This window comes from Streptomyces sp. DSM 116793 (assembly GCF_057320905.1).
This window is the reverse complement of the sequence record NZ_CM170494.1, coordinates 6,985,205-7,002,298: the sequence shown is the minus strand read 5'-3', so window position 1 is coordinate 7,002,298 and position 17,094 is coordinate 6,985,205. Positions and strand designations below refer to the sequence as shown.

Here is a 17,094-nt window from a genome sequence, read left to right as displayed (position 1 = left end):
GACGGACCGGCGGGTGGGCCGCCCGTCCGTCACTTCAGGACGAGGGAGGTCCATGTCCTGACCCACTGATCGCGGTGCTGGGCGATGGCGCCGGGCGACATCGTCTGCGGGGTGTCGACCTGTACGGCGTACTTCCGGTACAGCGCGGGCGGCTGGGCCGTCTCGCGCACCGGGTCGACGAACATGTTCAGCGGCATGTCGTCCTGGAACTTCTTGGATATCAGGAAGTCGAGCAGGGCCTTGCCACCCTTGGCGTTCTTGGCGTGGTCGAGCAGGCCGGCGTACTCGATCTGGCGGAAGCAGGTGCCCTTGGCCACGCCGGTCGGGGCGGTCGCGGGCTGCGGGTGGGCGTAGATGGCCTCGGAGGGCGGGGACGAGGCGTAGGAGACGACGAGGGGACGGTCGCCGCCCGCCTTCCTGCCGCCGGCGGAGCCGGAGAACTCCTCGTTGTACGCCTGCTCCCAGGTGTCGACGACCTTGACGCCGTTCGCCTTGAGCTTCGTCCAGTAGGCGGGCCAGCCCTTGGCGCCGTACTGGGCGGCGCTGCCGAGCAGGAAGCCGAGGCCCGGCGAGGAGGTCGAGGCGTTCTCCGTGACGAGGAGGTTCCGGTAGGCGGGCCGGGTGAGGTCGGCGAAGGTGGCCGGGGGCTTGAGGTGGTGGGCGGTGAAGTACCTCTTGTCGTAGTTGACGCAGATGTTTCCGGTGTCGATGGGGGTGACCCAGTGCTGCCCGCTGTCGGCCCAGAACTCGGGGCGGACCAGGTCGAGCCCGTTCGCGCGGTAGGGCTGGAAGAGGTGGTTGTCGAGCGCACGGCTCAGGAGGGTGTTGTCGACGCCGAAGAAGACGTCGCCCTGGGGGTTGTCCTTGGTGAGGATGGCCTTGTTGACGGCTTCCCCGGCGTCGCCGTCCTTGAGCACCCTGACCTTGTAGCCGGAGGTCTTCTCGAAGTCCCTCAGCACGCTCTTGGAGGCGGCGAAGGAGTCATGGGCGACGAGTGTCACGGTCGTGGAGCCGGAGCCCGGTGCGGCGCTGCCGGAGTCCGAGCAGGCGCCGAGCGCGCCCATGCCGAGCCCGGTGGCCAGGGCGACGGCCGCGGCCTTCTTGATGGTGCTCACTGGATTCCTCCTGGCTGACCAGGAGAAGACGCGGCCCCGCCGTCGCGGCCCCGCTGGGCCGGCGCCCCGTCCCTGGGGCGGTGGCGGGGCGCAACCGCTGGAGTGGTGACCGAACTTCCTACCCGGGGCAGGGGTCGCTCGGGGAGCGCCCCTTGCCCCCGACGGCGAGGTTCAGAGGGTCTGCGGCAGCGCGTCCGGAGCACCCGGAGGTGTCCGCGTGTGCCGCACTCTCAGCGCTGTGGCGCTCCCCTGTCGGAATGTGCAGATGTGTGCTGTGCGGATATGTGTACGGGGTCAGCGTACAAGTTCAGCGTTCGGCCCCTGCGAGTTGTCCACAGGCCCCGTCGATCTCCTGGCCACGGGTGTCGCGGACCGTGACGGGCACGCCGTGGGCGGCGATGGCGGCGACGAAGGCCTTCTCGTCCTCGGGGCGTGAGGCGGTCCACTTGGAGCCGGGCGTGGGGTTGAGCGGGATGAGGTTGACATGGGCCCGCTTGCCCTTGAGCAGCCGCCCGAGCCGGTCGCCGCGCCAGGCCTGGTCGTTGATGTCCCGGATGAGGGCGTACTCGATCGAGACCCGGCGGCCGGACTTCGCCGCGTACTCCCAGGCGGCGTCGAGCACTTCGCGGACCTTCCAGCGGGTGTTGACGGGGACGAGGGTGTCGCGCAGTTCGTCGTCGGGCGCGTGCAGCGACACGGCGAGGCGGCACGTGAAGCCCTCGTCCGCGAACCGGTGCATGGCGGGCACGAGGCCGACGGTGGAGACGGTGATACCGCGCTGCGACAGCCCGAGGCCGTCCGGCTCGGGGTCGGTGAGGCGGCGGATGGCACCGACCACGCGGGGGTAGTTCGCGAGCGGCTCGCCCATGCCCATGAAGACGATGTTGGAGAGCCGGGCGGGGCCGCCCGCTCCGCCGGTCTCCCGGCCGCCGCCGATCTCGCCGTTCCGCAGGGCCCGTATGCCGTCGACGATCTGGTGGACGATCTCGGCGGTGGACAGGTTCCGCTCCAGTCCGGCCTGCCCGGTGGCGCAGAACGGGCAGTTCATCCCGCACCCGGCCTGTGAGCTGATGCACATGGTGACGCGGTCCGGGTAGCGCATCAGGACAGACTCCACGAGGGCGCCGTCGAAGAGCCGCCACAGGGTCTTGCGGGTGGTGTCGTCGTCGCAGCTGATGTGCCGCACCACGGTCATCAGGTCGGGCAGCAGCGCTTCCCGCAGCCGGCCCCGCGAGGCCGCGGGGATGTCGGTCCACTGGTCGGGGTCGTGCGCCAGCCGGGCGAAGTAGTGCTGCGAGAGCTGCTTGGCACGGAAGGGCTTCTCCCCGATCGCGGCGACGGCCTCCTTCCGCTGCGCGGGCGTGAGATCGGCAAGATGCCGCGGCGGCTTCCTGGCCCCGCGGGGGGCGGCAAAGGTGAGTTCTCCGGGTGCAGGCATGATCTGACAAGTGTCGCAGATCGTTCCGGGTGGCCGGGGGCGCGTGCGAGCGGCGACCGAGGGCGCGGGTCAGTCCGACGGCTTGACCGCGGCAGCGCCGGAGGGCGAGCCGCCCATGGAAGCGCTGGGGGTCAGTGTGCCGGCGGGGTACAGGGGATCCGTGGACTGGTGCACCGCCTGTAGCACCTCAGCCCCGCGTCGGTCGACGTATCCGGTGAACAGTTCCTGCGCGTAGCCGAAGATCGCCGCCCAGGCGATGATCTGCGGCGCGGAGTCAAGTGCGCTGAGGCCCGGCACGAAGCCCCCGGCCATGAGCAGCAGCCCGAGGGCGGCGGTGAGTGCCCCGGCGGGCAGCTTCAGGACGGCGAGCGCCACCGGGATGGGGAACGCGGTGGCCGTCCCGCGCATCCGCCGCAGCGCGGTCGTCGCCGCGATGCCCGCCGCCACCATGCCGACGAGTTCGACGACCAGGTAGTCCATGCGATTCGCGAAGTCCCTGTTCTCCCTGTCGGTCGCGGACAGGGGGAAGTCCCGACTTGACGCCCCCGTGGGGCAGACGACCTTGTACATGCTCTCGCTGAATCCCCAGCTCTGCACCGTCTGTGGGTTGAAGCACAGCGGCACGGCCCTGGGCGAGACGGCGCCCAGCACCGCGACCGCGATCGCGGCGACGAGCACGATGACGATCATCCAGAGCAGGATGCGTACGAAACTCTCGGCCCGCAGTTTCTCGCGGTGTGCGGCGTCGTGGGCCCCGCCGACCGCTTCGATGATCGTGAGCGCACGCGGTGCGTCGAACACCGCCTTGCGGCTCTCCAGGTCGCGCACGATCTGTTGCACGGCGAGCCTGCGCTTGTCGGGCGGCTCCAGGTGGTCCTCCACCACCGTCACCAGGTGCGGTAGGAACGGCTTCAGGTCGTCGGGGTCGAGGAGCCTCAGCCACAGCGCATAGGCGGCGTTGAAGTGCAGCCGGGCGGCGGTCATGTGGGAACTCGCCGCACCGCGGAGGTGCCGGTGGTAGGCGATGACTCTTTCCGCCCTGACCAGTTCCTTGCGGATGCCCTTGATGATCGCGGCCTTGTCCGCGGGAAGGCGCGCCTCTTGCGGCCTGACGCCTTCCTCTCTCCTCCTGGCGGCCTCCTCGCCCCGCCTGGTAGCCCCCTCGTCCTGCCTGGCGGCCTCTTCTTCCCGCCTGGCGGCCTCCCCTTTCAGCCTGGCGGCCTCCTCCTTCAGCCTCGCGGCCTCTCCCAGCCGCTTGGCTGCCTCCTCCTCCCGCCTGGCAGACCCTTCGCCCCGCTGGGCGGCTCCCTCTTTCAGCCTCGCTTCCTTCGCCGCGAGGACCACCCGCAGTTTTCGCACGTCCGCGCGGATCTCCTCGCGGAGCGCCCAGGAGGAGCGCTCCTGATACCACTCCACGAGGCGGTTGGGAGGCCGCTTCCGGTCCTGTTTGCCACCACGGCGGTCACGACGCCGGTCCCGGTCGTGCCTGTCACCGCCGCGTTCACCTGGCCGGCCACGGTCGTACATGGTGGACATGATCCGTCCATCCCCGCCGGGCACCTGAATCTAGCCCCCGGTAGGCGACATGGAGTAGCCACAGGAAGAGCCCGCCACCCCCCGAAGGGGTAACGGGCCTTCGTCGGCGTCCACGGAGGTCAGGCGTCCAGGGGTCAGGCGGCTCCCACGAAGATCACCATCAGCAGCCACACCACGGGGGCGGTGGGCAGGAGGGAGTCCAGGCGGTCCATGAGACCGCCGTGGCCGGGCAGCAGGGTGCCCATGTCCTTGATGCCGAGGTCGCGCTTGATCATCGACTCGCCGAGGTCGCCCAGGGTGGCGCTGGCGGCGACCGCGAGGCCCAGCAGCAGGCCCTGCCACCAGGTGCCGCCGTCGATCAGCAGTTGCATGCAGAGCGCGCCCGCGACCATCGCGAAGGCCACCGCGCCGATCAGGCCCTCCCGGGTCTTGCCGGGGCTGATCCGCGGGGCGAGCTTGTGCGAGCCGAAGCGCCAGCCGACCGCGTAGGCGCCGGTGTCGCTGACGACCGTCAGGATCAGGAAGGTGAGCACCCGGCGCGGCCCGTCGCCGGCGCTCAGCAGCAGGGCGACGAACGTCGCGAGGAACGGCACGTAGAAGGCGGCGAAGACACCCGCGGTGACGTCCCTGAGGTAGCCCTCGGGCGGCTGCGTCATCCGCCACACCAGGACCGCGAGGGCGGTGAGGGCCACCGCCACGAAGGCGCCCTCGGTGTCGCGGACGTACCCGGCCACCACCATGGCGGTGCCGCCGACGGCGAGCGGCACCAGGGGGGCGTTGATGTCCTTGCGCTCCCGCAGCCGCGAGGTGAGCTCCCAGAGGCCCACGACGACGGCGACCACGATCACCCCGACGAAGACGGCCTTCACCACGAAGAGCGCCACGAGGATCACCGCGCCGAGCCCGAGTCCGACCCCTATGGCCGCGCCCAGGTCACGGCCGGCGCTCTTCTTCTGCTGTGGGCCCGGGTCGGGCTCGGAGTCGCTGGGCATGGGCTCCTGCAGGGTCTGCATCGGCTGCGGCGGCACATCGCGGAAAGCATCGTACGCAGGACCCGTCCGGGCAGCCCGTTCGGCGGAGTCCTGGTCGGGCGGGAGCCATGGGCCGGCGTATCCGGCCCCGGACGGCGCCCCGGACGCCGCTCCCCAGGAAGAGTCGTTCATCAGACCTCGAGCAGCTCGGATTCCTTGTGCTTGAGCAGCTCGTCCACCTGGGCGACGTACTTCGCGGTGGTGTCGTCGAGCTCCTTCTCGGCGCGCCGCCCCTCGTCCTCGCCGACCTCGCCGTCCTTGATCAGCTTGTCGATGGCCTCCTTGGCCTTGCGGCGCACCGAGCGGATCGCGATCTTGGCGTCCTCGCCCTTGGTCTTGGCGACCTTGATGAACTCCTTGCGGCGCTCCTCGGTGAGCTCCGGGAAGACCACCCGGATGATGTGACCGTCGTTGCTCGGGTTGACGCCCAGGTCGGAGTCGCGGATGGCCTGCTCGATATTGCGCAGGGCGCTCTTGTCGAACGGGGTCACCACCGCCATCCGGGGTTCGGGCACGGAGAACGAGGCGAGCTGGTTGATCGGCGTCATCGCGCCGTAGTAGTCGGCCACGATCTTGTTGAACATCGCCGGGTGCGCACGGCCCGTGCGGATCGCGGCGAAGTCCTCCTTGGCGACCACGACGGCCTTCTCCATCTTCTCCTCGGCTTCGAGGAGGGTCTCTTCGATCACCACTTGCTCCTGCGTGTCTTGAGCTGGCCCGGCTTCGCACGGGCTGCGGCCGGCTGCGTCGTGTCTGTTTCCTGCACGGTGTCCTCCCGGCAGGGCTTTGTCCATCCCCTCAGGGAGCCGTTTCCCGAATCGCGCACCCGGCTGCCCGGGCCCCGCGGCGCCGGGTACCCGGGCGCGGGCCGGCTCAGGCCCGGCTGCCCTGGTCGCTTACGAGCGTGCCGATCTTCTCACCCTTGACGGCCCGCGCGATATTCCCTTCCTTGAGAAGCTCGAAAACCAGGATGGGCAGCTTGTTGTCGCGGCAGAGGGTGACGGCGGTGGCGTCGGCGACCTTGAGGTCACGGGTGATGACCTCGCCGTACTCGAGCGCGTCGAACTTCACCGCGTCGGGGTTGGTCTTGGGGTCCGAGTCGTAGACGCCGTCCACGCCGTTCTTCCCCATGAGGAGGGCCTCGGCGTCGATCTCCAGGGCGCGCTGGGCCGCGGTGGTGTCGGTGGAGAAGTACGGCATGCCGGTCCCGCCGCCGAAGATCACCACGCGGCCCTTCTCCAGGTGCCGCACCGCCCGCAGCGGGATGTACGGCTCGGCGACCTGGCCCATGGAGATCGCGGTCTGCACGCGCGAGACGATGCCCTCCTTCTCCAGGAAGTCCTGGAGGGCGAGGCAGTTCATGACCGTGCCGAGCATGCCCATGTAGTCGGAGCGGGCCCGGTCCATGCCGCGCTGCTGCAGCTCGGCGCCGCGGAAGAAGTTGCCGCCGCCGATGACGACGGCGATCTGCGAGCCGTCGCGCACGACGGCCGCGATCTCGCGGGCGATCTTGTGCACCACGTCGGGGTCGACGCCGAGCCCTCCGCCGCCGGCGAACGCCTCACCGGACAGCTTCAGCAGGAAGCGTCCGGGCACTTTGCCGTCGTCGCCGTGCTCGCCCTGGGCGGCCTTGGTGGTCATGGTGATCTCCTTGTGGTGCGCAGACGAAGAAGGCCACTGCCGGTGGGTGATCTTGCATCCCGTGCGCGGCAATGGCCTCCTCGTCGGATCTGCGTTCGTCCGTCACATGCGGCCCATGGCGTGTCCGCCGAGCGCCGGCGACTGCTGGGTCGACCCTAGCGGGGTCTCCCGCGTGTCGCGTGACGGACTCAGATGCCGACCTTGATGCGCGTGAAGCGCTTCAGGGTGACACCGGCCTCGTCCAGGACCTTCTGGACGGACTTCTTGTTGTCCTTCGCGAACGGCTGGTCGAGGAGGGTGACCTCCTTGAAGAAGCCGTTGACGCGGCCCTCGACGATCTTCGGGAGCGCCGCCTCGGGCTTGCCCTCGTTGCGGGAGGTCTCCTCGGCGAGCCGCCGCTCGGTCTCCACGACCTCGGCCGGGACGTCCTCCCGGGAGAGGTACTTCGGCGAGAACGCGGCGATGTGCTGCGCGACGTCCTTGGCGATCTCCGCGTTCTCCTTGTCGAGCTCCACGAGGACGCCGATCTGCGGCGGCAGGTCGGGCATCGTGCGGTGCATGTACGCCGCGACGTAGCCGTCCGCGAACTGGGCGAAGCGGTCCAGGACGATCTTCTCGCCGAGGTTGGCGTTGGCCTCGTCGACGTAGGCCTGGACGGTCTTGCCGGGCTCGATCTCGGAGGCGAGCAGCGCGTCGAGGCTCTCCGGGGAGGTGGCGGCGACGTGCTCCGCGAGCGCGTTGGCGACGGACTGGAACTTCTCGCCCTTGGCGACGAAGTCCGTCTCGCACTTCAGCTCGAGCAGGACGCCGCTGCTGTTGTCGGCGGCGATCCTGGAGACCACGGCGCCGTTCTCGGCGGAGCGGCCCTCGCGCTTGGCCACACCCTTCTGGCCCTTGACGCGGAGCAGCTCGACGGCCTTGTCGACGCTGCCCTCGGCCTCGTCGAGGGCCTTCTTGCAGTCCATCATGCCGGCGCCGGTGAGCTCGCGGAGCTTCTTGACGTCGGCGGTGGTGTAGTTCGCCATCAGTCTGTGAGTCTTTCTCGAAGTCGGGAAGGTCGGGGGGTCCCGGGGCGGGCCGTGCGGGCCCACCGGCCCGCGGGCACGCCCGCCCGCGGGGCCGGCGGCGGGGCGGTGGCCGGCGGTGCCACCGGTCCCGCCGCCGGCGACCGTGCGGTCGTCAGGCCTGCTCGGCGTCCGCGGCCGGCTGCTCGGCCGGGGCGGCCTCGGCGGGCTGCTCGGCGGCGTCCGCGGCCTTGTCGCCGGCTTCGTCGGCCTTCTTCTCACCTTCGAGCAGGTCACGCTCCCACTCGGCCAGCGGCTCGCCCGCTGCCTTCTCGCCCGGCTTGGAGTCACCGGTGGCGACACCGGAACGGGCGATGAGGCCCTCGGCGACGGCGTCGGCGATCACCCGGGTGAGCAGGGTGACGGAGCGGATCGCGTCGTCGTTGCCCGGGATCTTGTAGTCGACCTCGTCGGGGTCGCAGTTGGTGTCCAGGATCGCGACGACCGGAATGTTCAGCTTGCGGGCCTCGCCGACGGCGATGTGCTCCTTCTTGGTGTCCACGATCCAGACGGCGCTGGGCACCTTGGACATCTCGCGGATGCCGCCGAGGGTCTTCTCCAGCTTGGCCTTCTCGCGGGAGAGGACCAGCAGCTCCTTCTTGGTGAGGCCGGAGGCGGCCACGTCCTCGAAGTCGATCTGCTCGAGCTCCTTGAGGCGCTGCAGGCGCTTGTAGACCGTCGAGAAGTTGGTGAGCATGCCGCCCAGCCAGCGCTGGTTCACGTAGGGCATGCCGACGCGGGTGGCCTGCTCGGAGATGGCCTCCTGCGCCTGCTTCTTCGTCCCGACGAACATGACCGTGCCGCCGTGGGCGACGGTCTCCTTGACGAACTCGTAGGCGCGGTCGATGTACGACAGCGACTGGAGCAGGTCGATGATGTAGATGCCGTTGCGCTCGGTGAAGATGAACCGCTTCATCTTCGGGTTCCAACGGCGGGTCTGGTGACCGAAGTGGACGCCGCTCTCCAGCAGCTCCCGCATCGTGACGACGGCCATGGCCGTGTTCTCCTTGGCTCTCGGTTGTCGCGCCCGCCGGACGGCGGCCGCTCCTGACGCCCCGGCGCGCTGTGCCACGAGGGACCGAGAAGCGCGGACATCGCCGGTGAGGGGCGGATGTCGGGGCGTGCGAAGTCGATCCGGTGACCCGGATCGCCATCAGAAGTGTACGGGAACGGGGACGCGGGGGGTGACGCCGTTGTCCACAACCGGCGAGTAGTCCACAGATCCCGGCCATGATCCCTTTGTGGGCGGGTGGGGGTGGGATCTTGGGGTTGTGGGGTTCGGGGGCGGGGGTCGGGGCGGCTCGGGGTGGTGGGGGTACGAGGCGGTTCGGTGCGGTTCGGGGTGGCGGGGGGCGGGGCGGCTCGGGGTGGTGGGGGTACGAGGCGGTTCGGTGCGGTTCGGGGTGGCGGGGGGCGGGGCGGGGGGCGGGGGTGCGGGGCGGGGGTCCCGCCGGGTCGGTGGGGTCGTGGGGCTGGTCGGGTCGGGTCGGGTTTCGGTGGGGTCGTGGGTCAGGTCGGTGGGGTCGTGGGGGCGGTGGGGCCTTGGGGGCGGTGGGGCCGTGGAGGCGAGGTCTTCGGGGCGCGAGGTTTTCGCCGTGCGAGGTCTTCGGATGTCAGGTCTCGGGGTGGGGGGTCTTAGGTGTAGCGGCGTCTTGGGGTCTTGGAGTGCACGAAGGGGCGGGGGGCAGGGGCGGGGGCGGGGCGGGCTTCGGGGTGGGAGAACCGTGAGCGGTGGCGCGGTGTGTCGTGTGTCGTGTGTCGTGTGAGGGGAGGGGTTCCGGGTGGGTCAGCGGCGGCCGGGGGGTCGGGGTCGGGTGGTTCGAGCCGGGGTGATGTGGGGGCGGGGGGCCGTCTGGGTGGGGGTGACGGTGATCGTCGCCGGAGTGTTTGCCGAGGTGGCGGTCGCAACGCCTGTGCGGATGCGCCCACGGGTGGGCCCCATCGGGGTGGAGGCCGGCGGCGAGCCGGGGACGCGTGTGGTGCCGGGGACGCGTGTGGTGCTCGCGGGGCGGGCCACCGGCGCGGCGGGTGCGCCGGGTGATCCTGCGCGCCCGGGCGCACGGGGTGTCCATGCGCACCCGGAAGCACGGGGCCGCCCGGGTGCGCGGCCCGGTGGGCAGCCGGCGCAGCGAGGCGGGGCCGGCGGGGCTCCGGCGTCCGGCGCAGGGGACGTGCCGCGGGTGGGGCGGGTGTGGCCGGTGGGGGTACGCCCCCTGGTGGTGCGCGGCTGGGAGCCGCCCGCGACCCCCTACGGCCCGGGTCACCGCGGTGTGGACCTCGCCGCACCGGCCGGCTCCCCTGTACGGGCGGTCGCCCCGGGCCGGGTGACCTTCGCGGGCCGGGTGGCCGGCCACGGCGTGGTCTCGGTCCAGCTGGACGGTACGGGTGATCCGGCGCTGCGCACGACGTACGAGCCCGTGCGGGCGTCGGTGCGCAAGGGTGACAGGGTCACGGCCGGCCAGGTGGTGGGGGTCGTGGAGGCCGGCCCCTTCCACTGCCCGGTCGTCTGCCTGCACTGGGGCCTGCTCCGCGCGGCCACCTATCTGGATCCGCTCCTTCTCCTGCCACCAGCCCTGCTGCACACGGCCCCCGTCCGCCTGCTGCCGGTGATCGGCGTGCCGGAGCCACCGGAGCAGGGCTGACCGGGTGACCGGGCCCGCCGGGCGGCTCCTTGGGGATTCTCGCGCGACCACTGGCCGGTGGGGACTGGGCAGGCAGTCCCCACCGCCCGCTGTTCGGGCGCTTCGCGCCCAGAGCGAAGAACCGGTGGCCGGGGGCGTGGTGCCACCGGCGGCCTCGGTTCCGGCGGGCGGATCTGCGCCTAGGCCGGCTCGCCCCGCACTCCGCGGAGCGCCATCCGTACCGCTGCCTCCGTGATGGCGTCCGGGTCCTCGCCGCCAGGGTGCTCGATGCGGCGGACGGCGGCGTCGACGATGCCCTGGAGCAGCCGTGCCGCCAGTCGGGGCTGTGCGTGGCCCATGGCCTCCAGTGCCTCGACGATCATGACGGTGAGGCCGGTGTGCGCGGCACGGATCTTCTCCCGGGCACCGGCGTCCAGCTCGCTCGCGGAGATCGCGGCCACGGCACGGTGCCTGCGGTCGCCGACCAGGGCGAGCTGGCTCCTGACGTAGGCCTCGACCGTGGCCTCGGGGGTGTCCGCCTGCTGCATGGCGGTCTCGACCTCGCCCGCCCAGACCGGGAAGTCGACCTCGCAGAGTGCCTCCACGACCGCGGCCCGCGAGCGGAAGTACTCATAGACGGAGGACCGGGCGAGGCCGGTTCGCTCGGCCAGCGCGGGGAAGGTCAGAGCCTCGGTGCCGCCTTCGGACAGCAGGGACCGCGCGGCGTCCAGGAGGGCGTTGTGCTGCATCGACCGGTGCTCGGCCACGGAGGCCGCTCGAATCCTTGGCACGCCGCCCACTCTACGTACGTCCGCCACGCCGGGAACCCCGTTCCCCGGCTACTCGACCGAGCGGCCACCCCCGTCCGCCCTCCCGCCGCGCTGGCCTGCGGTTTCCGCGCCACGACAGCCGGCCGACGCCCGGCCCGTCGGAGCGGACCCCGCTGAGGTCCGTCGCACCGGTCCCCGGCGTCCCCGCGAGGGCGCGCTGCGGCCGGGTGGGGGGAACGGCGCGACCGGCTCCGGCGCGACGGGCAGGCGCCCACGTCCGAACCGCCCCACGCCTCACGAGGGAGCCCGGCCCCGGAGGCCGGGCCTTGCGGGTGTGCGCCGGCGTGCGCCGGCCGAACCGCTCCGGCGCACGCCCGCACCCCGCCCGTGCGGAGCAGGCCTCAGCGCCCGAAGCCGGCCAGCTTGGCCCGCAGCTGAAGGACGGACTTGGTGTGGATCTGGCTGACGCGGCTCTCGGTGACGCCGAGGACGTTGCCGATCTCGGCGAGGGTGAGTCCCTCGTAGTAATAGAGGGTGACGACGGTCTTCTCGCGTTCCGGCAGCGTGTTGATCGCGCGGGCCAGGAACCTGCGCAGCTCCCGGTCCTCGGCGACCTCCACGGGGTTGTCGGCGGCGGTGTCCTCCAGGGTGTCCATCAGGCTGAGCCGGTCGCCGCCTTCGCCGCCGACATGCAGCAGCTCTTCCAGGGCGACCACATTGGCCAGGGACAACTGGCTGAAGACGGCGTGCAGCTCCTCCAGGGGGATGCCCATCTCCGAGGCGACCTCGCTCTCGGAGGGGGTACGGCGCAGCTGGGCCTCGAGGGTGGCGTACGCCCGCTCCACATTGCGGGCCTTCTGGCGCACGGACCTGGGGATCCAGTCCAGCGCCCGAAGCTCGTCGATCATGGCACCGCGGATCCGGGTGATCGCATACGTCTCGAACTTGATGGATCGCTCGATGTCGAACTTCTCGATGGCGTCGATGAGGCCGAAGACTCCCGAGGAGACGAAGTCCGCCTGCTCGACGTTGGCGGGCAGTCCCACGCTCACACGGCCCGCGACGTACTTGACCAGCGGTGAGTAGTGCAGGATCAGCTGTTCGCGCAGGCGTTCGTCACCCGTCTCCTTGTACGACCGCCACAGCTCGTCGAGCGACGAGGGGCCGGGAGGCCGCTCGCTGCCGCGGGCAGCGGGGGGAACTGCCGCCCGGTCGGACCCGGAGGTGTGCTGGGGCATTCGTCGCCTTGTGCCGTTCTGCCGTGAACTGTGTGGGACCGGACTGGGTGCCGGTCCGATTCCGGGTGGTCGGTGCGGAGATGAGGGTCCTGTACCGGAATCCTTTGTGAGCGTAGCGTGACTGTAGCGTCGCGGTGTGCGAAGGCCAGGGGATTGCCTTGCCGCAGATACGTTCCGCTGAGCCGTCCTCGGCGACGGCGGGCGACGTCCGGCCCTGGCCCGCGGTGCGCCAACTGCGGGAACTGGCAAGGCTTTCGAGGAACGACCGAACGGGGTGGTCTGCTGGTCAGGGCTTACGACGAGTGAGATTCGGCCTCCGGTCGTTCTGGCGTGTCAACTGCCAGCCATCGCCATGTCGTTCGACGAACCCCAGTGAGCGGAGTTCGTACAGCCGGGCGACGGCGTCGTCGGGGGTGGTGACGGCCGAGCGTGCGATGTCCTCCGGCGCCGCGGCGCCGCGGGCCGGCAGTGCGGCCAGCACCCGGGCGAGGGCCGGCGCGAGCAGGTCGCGGGGACGGGCCGCACCGCGCCGCGGCGGGGCCAGCTCGCCCATGTCGCCCACGAGTTCCACGACTTCCGCGGCGTCGGTGACCAGCTCGGCCTCGCCCCGCAGCAGCTCGTGGACCCCCGCGGAGAGCGAGCTGGTGGCGGGCCCCGGCACGCCCATGGTGAACCGGCCGAGCCGCTGTGCGCTGCGCGCCGTGGAGAGCGCTCCGCTGCGGTGCGCCGCCTCCACGACGACGGTGCCGCGGGTGAGGGCGGCGATGACTCTGTTCCGCAGCACGAAGCGGCTGGGCGTGGGGTGGTCGCCCGGCGGCAACTCGCCGATGACCAGGCCCTGTTCCGCGATACGTGTGATCAGCTCGGTGTGGCCGCGCGGGTAGGGGCGGTCGACGCCGCAGGCGAGCACGGCGACGGTGGCTCCCCGGGCGCCCAGCGCACCGCGGTGGGCGGCGCCGTCCACCCCGTAGGCTCCGCCCGACACCACCACCCAGCCGCGCTCCGCGAGCTGGGCGCCGAGGAGTGCCGCCATATGGGCGCCGTACTCGGTGCAGGCACGGGCGCCGACGACGGCGACGGAGCGCAGGGCCCATATCCGCAGCGACGGCCGGCCGCGTACCCACAGGCCGACGGGGCGGGCGTCGCCGAGGTCGTCGAGCTGAGCCGGCCACTCCAGGTCGCCGGGGCAGACGAAGCGGGCTCCGGCGGCGCGGGCCGTGGCGAGGTCGGTCTCCGGCCGGGCGTGGGCGGCTCTGGAGCGCAGGCCGGCCCACCGGAGGGCGCTGACGCCGGGCAGCGGGTCCCCGTCGGTGGTGAGCCGCTCGGCGACGGCAATGGGGCCCAGTTCCCGCAGCCAGCGGCCGCCCGTCTCGTCGCCGGGCTCGAGGACGCGGGTCAGCGTGGCCCGCGCAAGGCGCTCGGTGCCGGTCACGGCCGTCATGCCCCGACCACCTCCAGGCTGGTGCCCCTGCGGATACCGGTGCGCAGTTCCAGGGCCCAGTCGACGTCGGAGGCCGTGGGGCGGTCACGGCCCGCGAGGTCGGCGACGGTCCAGGCGACGCGCAGGGCGCGGTCGAGGCCCCGGGCGGTGAGCAGCCCCCGCTCCAGGTCCTCCTCGGCGCGGCCGAGCGCTCCCGGGGCCACCTGCCACCGGGTGCGCAGCTCATGACCGGGCACCTCGCTGTTGGTGGCCCACGGGGTGCCGGCATAGCGGGCCGCCGCGCGCTCGCGGGCGTCCGCGACCCGCTGGGCCACCGCCGCCGTGGGCTCCGCACCCGTGTGCATCCGCAGCAGCTCGGAGCGGGTGACGGGCTGGACGGTGACTCTGAGGTCCACGCGGTCCATGAGCGGGCCGGAGAGCCGGGCCTGGTAGCGGCGGATGGAGGAGGGGCGGCACTCGCAGCCGCCCTCCGCCGAGCCGTACCGCCCACAGGGGCAGGGGTTGGCGGCGAGGACCATCAGGAAGCGGGCCGGCATCCGCAGCATTCCGGCGGCGCGGGCGACGACCACATGGCCGGATTCCAGCGGCTGACGCAGGGCGTCGAGCGACTTGCCGGAGAATTCGGCGGCCTCGTCCATGAAGAGCACGCCGTGGTGGGCCAGCGAGACGGCTCCCGGCCGGGGCAGGCCCGTGCCGCCGCCGACCAGGGAGGCCATGGTGGCGGAGTGGTGCGGCGCGCAATACGGCGGCCGGTCGACCAGGGGCTGGCCCACGGGCAGGGTACCGGCGACCGAGTGGACCGCGGTGACCTCCAGGGCCTCCTTGGAGGTGAGCGGCGGCAGCAGGCCGGGGAGCCGCTCGGCGAGCATCGTCTTCCCCGCACCCGGGGGACCTTTGAAGAACACGTGGTGGCGTCCGGCGGCGGCCACCTCCAGGGCGGCCCGGGCCAGGTGCTGGCCGGCGACGTCCGCCAGGTCCGGGGGCTGGTCGCCGCAGGCCACTCCGGTGCCGAGGCCGGCACCCGGAACGGCGAGGGTGGCGAGGAACGGGTCGGGCCGGGCCGGCTCGTGGAACTCCTCCTCCTCGGGCACCGGCTCGTCGGTGAGGACCGCGATGAGCTGGCGCAGGCTGCGCACGCCGAGCACGGAGACGCCGGGCACGAGCGCGGCCTCGGCGGCGGTGCTGTCGGGGACCACCACCTGCTCGTAGCCGGCGTCCGCGGCGGCGAGTACCGCGGGGAGCACACCGCGGACGGGGCGGGCTCGGCCGTCGAGGCCCAGCTCGCCGATCATGACGATGTCCGCCAGGACACGGGGGTCGATCCGCTCGGCGGCGCCGAGCACGGCGCAGGCCACGGCGAGGTCGAAGCCGCTGCCTCCCTTGGGCACCGATGCCGGGCTGAGCCCCACGGTCAGCTTCTTCTGGGGCCACTCGGCGCCCGAATTGACCACCGCCGCCCGGACGCGGTCGCGGCTCTCCGTCAGGCTCTTGTCGGGCAGGCCCACAAGGGTGAACGCGGCCACCCCCGGCTCCAGGTCGGCCTGCACCTCCACGACGACGCCTTCCACACCGACCAGGGCGACCGAGCAGGTGCGTGCGAAACCCATCACGCCACCCCCCGGACGTGCTCGACCACGGGGGCGCCGCGGTCCGGGAGGAGGACGCCGACGACATCGATGCGCAGGCCGCCCGGGGGCGCGCCGCCGTGCTCCTGGAGCCAGCGCTCCGCGAGGCCGCGCAGCCGGGCCGCCTTGGCGGGGGTGACGGCCGCCATCGGGTGCTGGAACGGACCGGCGCGGCGGGTCTTCACCTCGCAGATCACCAGGGCGTCGCCGTCCCGGGCGACGATGTCGATCTCGCCGGTACGGCCCGCGCGCCAGTTCCGCTCCAGGATCGTCATCCCCGCTTGGGTGAGGTGCCGGGCGGCCAGCGACTCTCCGTAACGCCCCATCGCGCCGCGCGCGCCATCGGTGTGCTGGCGGGCGTCTCTCCGGGAGCCTCCCGGAGCGGCGGGCCGGCCCTCGGAAGCGGTACGCGGGCCTCCGGAGGCCGTGGGCCTTGCCGCGGGCCTGGCTCCGGGAGCAACAGACCGGCTTCCGCACGCCGCGGACTGTGCTCCGGAAGCAGCGGGCCGACCTCCACGGCCGGCGGACGTGCCTACGGAAGCCGCGGACTCCGCTCCACCCGACGAGGCCCCGCCCGGATCGCCCACGCCGCGGGTCCCGCGCGGGCCGGTACCGCGTCTCTCGGCGCCCCGGGTCCCGGCGCCCCGGCTCCCACCGCCCCTGCGCCCGGTCGGCTCCCCTGCCGCTTGCTGCGCTTGCTCTGCTTGCCCTGCTCTCTGTGGTTGCTCTGCTTGCCGTGCTTGCTGCGCGTTCATGTCGGCACCTCCTGGCGCCAACCCTCACGCAGTCCCCCGTATCGTGTTGATCTTGGTGGACAACTCACGGATTGTGGATAACTCGGTCACCCACCCGAGCGAACCCGGGACCCATGCGCCCCGCACCGCCCCGCACCGCCACGGAGCAGCTGGCAATATCGGCTGGCGGCCTGCGGGCTTCTGCCGCGCGGGATGGGTTCGGCACCGCCGGGCCGCTTCCGCCGTGGTTGCCCGCCATGGGCGGTGGAGTGAGCGGGCCGGGCTTCTGCCGGGGAAGGGGCTGGGCTGTCGTGCTGGAGGAAGGGGCTGGGCCGTCGTGCTCGGAGAATGAGCTGAGCCTTTGCGGCTAGGTGGGCGCAGGGCCGGGCCCGGAGCCAGGCCGGAGGGCAAGCGCCACGCCCACAAGCCGGAGCCGGCTCACGGGCGACACACCACCGCCCACCGGCCGAAGGCCCGGCGGCCGCGCTGTGCTCAGCCCCCGGGCAGTTCCAGATCGCTCTTGTTCAGCTCCTCGATGTTCACGTCCTTGAACGTGAGCACGCGCACCTGCTTGACGAACCTGGCCGGCCGGTACATGTCCCAGACCCAGGCATCCGCCATGGAGACCTCGAAGAACACCTCACCCTGGACCGAGTGCACCTGCATCTCGTAGTCATTGGTGAGATAGAAGCGTCGTTCGGTCTCGATCACATATTTGAACAGACCGACGACATCGCGGTACTCCCGGTAGAGCTTCAGCTCCATCTCGGTCTCGTACTTCTCGAGGTCCTCGGCGCTCATGGCATGTTCCCCTTCAGCCGTGCGTCCCCTCATTGTGCG

Annotated in this window: 14 protein-coding genes and 1 pseudogene; 1 reads left to right on the top strand and 14 read right to left on the bottom strand. The window is 72.0% G+C overall.

The window, feature by feature from the left end:
* Positions 1-29: 29 nt before the first annotated feature.
* The 8 genes from ACSMXW_RS27575 to rpsB form a co-directional block, all read right to left on the bottom strand.
* Positions 30-1,064 carry a thiamine ABC transporter substrate-binding protein gene (locus tag ACSMXW_RS27575; protein ID WP_485808356.1) on the bottom strand — a complete coding sequence of 345 codons (1,035 nt, stop codon included), beginning with the start codon at positions 1,062-1,064 and terminating at the stop codon, positions 30-32.
* Positions 1,065-1,422: 358 nt separating this feature from the next.
* Entirely contained in the window at positions 1,423-2,553 is a 1,131-nt protein-coding gene (gene rlmN, locus ACSMXW_RS27570) for a dual-specificity RNA methyltransferase RlmN (RefSeq protein ID WP_485800205.1), read from the bottom strand.
* Positions 2,554-2,622: 69 nt separating this feature from the next.
* Complete coding sequence (locus tag ACSMXW_RS27565) at positions 2,623-3,969, bottom strand: hypothetical protein (protein WP_485800203.1); 1,347 nt, start codon at positions 3,967-3,969, stop codon at positions 2,623-2,625.
* A gap of 254 nt (positions 3,970-4,223) precedes the next feature.
* The gene (locus ACSMXW_RS27560; protein WP_485800201.1) at positions 4,224-5,252 is read right to left on the bottom strand and encodes a phosphatidate cytidylyltransferase; all 1,029 of its coding nucleotides are present in this window, start codon (positions 5,250-5,252) and stop codon (positions 4,224-4,226) included.
* A complete protein-coding gene (gene frr / locus ACSMXW_RS27555) occupies positions 5,252-5,809 on the bottom strand; it encodes a ribosome recycling factor (RefSeq protein WP_485800199.1) in 558 nt (185 codons plus the stop codon). The genes ACSMXW_RS27560 and frr overlap by 1 nt, the downstream gene beginning before the upstream one ends.
* A 184-nt stretch (positions 5,810-5,993) precedes the next feature.
* Positions 5,994-6,761, bottom strand: a complete 768-nt coding sequence (gene pyrH / locus ACSMXW_RS27550) for a UMP kinase (protein ID WP_485800198.1) — start codon at positions 6,759-6,761, stop codon at positions 5,994-5,996.
* Between the two features lie 188 nt (positions 6,762-6,949).
* Entirely contained in the window at positions 6,950-7,786 is an 837-nt protein-coding gene (gene tsf / locus ACSMXW_RS27545) for a translation elongation factor Ts (RefSeq protein WP_485800196.1), read from the bottom strand.
* Between the two features lie 154 nt (positions 7,787-7,940).
* Positions 7,941-8,819, bottom strand: a complete 879-nt coding sequence (rpsB, locus tag ACSMXW_RS27540) for a 30S ribosomal protein S2 (RefSeq protein WP_485800195.1) — start codon at positions 8,817-8,819, stop codon at positions 7,941-7,943.
* A gap of 925 nt (positions 8,820-9,744) precedes the next feature.
* Between rpsB and ACSMXW_RS27535 the strand changes: the two genes are divergently transcribed.
* Complete coding sequence (locus ACSMXW_RS27535; protein ID WP_485800193.1) at positions 9,745-10,467, top strand: murein hydrolase activator EnvC family protein; 723 nt, start codon at positions 9,745-9,747, stop codon at positions 10,465-10,467.
* Between the two features lie 179 nt (positions 10,468-10,646).
* On the opposite strand, the gene ACSMXW_RS27530 is transcribed toward ACSMXW_RS27535, so the two are convergent.
* The 6 genes and pseudogenes from ACSMXW_RS27530 to ACSMXW_RS27505 form a co-directional block, all read right to left on the bottom strand.
* A complete protein-coding gene (locus ACSMXW_RS27530) occupies positions 10,647-11,213 on the bottom strand; it encodes a TetR/AcrR family transcriptional regulator (protein WP_485808355.1) in 567 nt (188 codons plus the stop codon).
* A 404-nt stretch (positions 11,214-11,617) separates the two neighbouring features.
* Positions 11,618-12,454, bottom strand: coding sequence for an RNA polymerase sigma factor WhiG (gene whiG, locus ACSMXW_RS27525; protein ID WP_485800191.1), 837 nt, complete (start codon positions 12,452-12,454; stop codon positions 11,618-11,620).
* Positions 12,455-12,740: 286 nt separating this feature from the next.
* Positions 12,741-13,895 carry a DNA-processing protein DprA gene (gene dprA, locus ACSMXW_RS27520; protein WP_485800189.1) on the bottom strand — a complete coding sequence of 385 codons (1,155 nt, stop codon included), beginning with the start codon at positions 13,893-13,895 and terminating at the stop codon, positions 12,741-12,743.
* The gene (locus ACSMXW_RS27515) at positions 13,892-15,502 is read right to left on the bottom strand and encodes a YifB family Mg chelatase-like AAA ATPase (RefSeq protein ID WP_485800187.1); all 1,611 of its coding nucleotides are present in this window, start codon (positions 15,500-15,502) and stop codon (positions 13,892-13,894) included. The genes dprA and ACSMXW_RS27515 overlap by 4 nt, the downstream gene beginning before the upstream one ends.
* Positions 15,502-15,858: pseudogene (locus tag ACSMXW_RS27510) on the bottom strand (YraN family protein); the annotation flags it as partial. The pseudogene ACSMXW_RS27510 and the gene ACSMXW_RS27515, both read right to left, overlap by 1 nt.
* 888 nt (positions 15,859-16,746) lie before the next feature.
* Entirely contained in the window at positions 16,747-17,055 is a 309-nt protein-coding gene (locus ACSMXW_RS27505) for a DUF2469 domain-containing protein (RefSeq protein WP_003965949.1), read from the bottom strand.
* Positions 17,056-17,094 lie beyond the last annotated feature (39 nt).

Coding starts and splice junctions, on each gene's coding strand:
- pyrH (WP_485800198.1), bottom strand. CDS start 6,761: ATGACCACCAAGGCCGCCCAGGGCGAGCACGGCGACGACGGCAAAGTG.
- ACSMXW_RS27535 (WP_485800193.1), top strand. CDS start 9,745: ATGCGCCCACGGGTGGGCCCCATCGGGGTGGAGGCCGGCGGCGAGCCG.
- whiG (WP_485800191.1), bottom strand. CDS start 12,454: ATGCCCCAGCACACCTCCGGGTCCGACCGGGCGGCAGTTCCCCCCGCT.
- dprA (WP_485800189.1), bottom strand. CDS start 13,895: ATGACGGCCGTGACCGGCACCGAGCGCCTTGCGCGGGCCACGCTGACC.
- rpsB (WP_485800195.1), bottom strand. CDS start 8,819: ATGGCCGTCGTCACGATGCGGGAGCTGCTGGAGAGCGGCGTCCACTTC.
- tsf (WP_485800196.1), bottom strand. CDS start 7,786: ATGGCGAACTACACCACCGCCGACGTCAAGAAGCTCCGCGAGCTCACC.
- ACSMXW_RS27505 (WP_003965949.1), bottom strand. CDS start 17,055: ATGAGCGCCGAGGACCTCGAGAAGTACGAGACCGAGATGGAGCTGAAG.
- rlmN (WP_485800205.1), bottom strand. CDS start 2,553: ATGCCTGCACCCGGAGAACTCACCTTTGCCGCCCCCCGCGGGGCCAGG.
- ACSMXW_RS27575 (WP_485808356.1), bottom strand. CDS start 1,064: ATGGGCGCGCTCGGCGCCTGCTCGGACTCCGGCAGCGCCGCACCGGGC.
- ACSMXW_RS27560 (WP_485800201.1), bottom strand. CDS start 5,252: ATGAACGACTCTTCCTGGGGAGCGGCGTCCGGGGCGCCGTCCGGGGCC.
- ACSMXW_RS27515 (WP_485800187.1), bottom strand. CDS start 15,502: ATGGGTTTCGCACGCACCTGCTCGGTCGCCCTGGTCGGTGTGGAAGGC.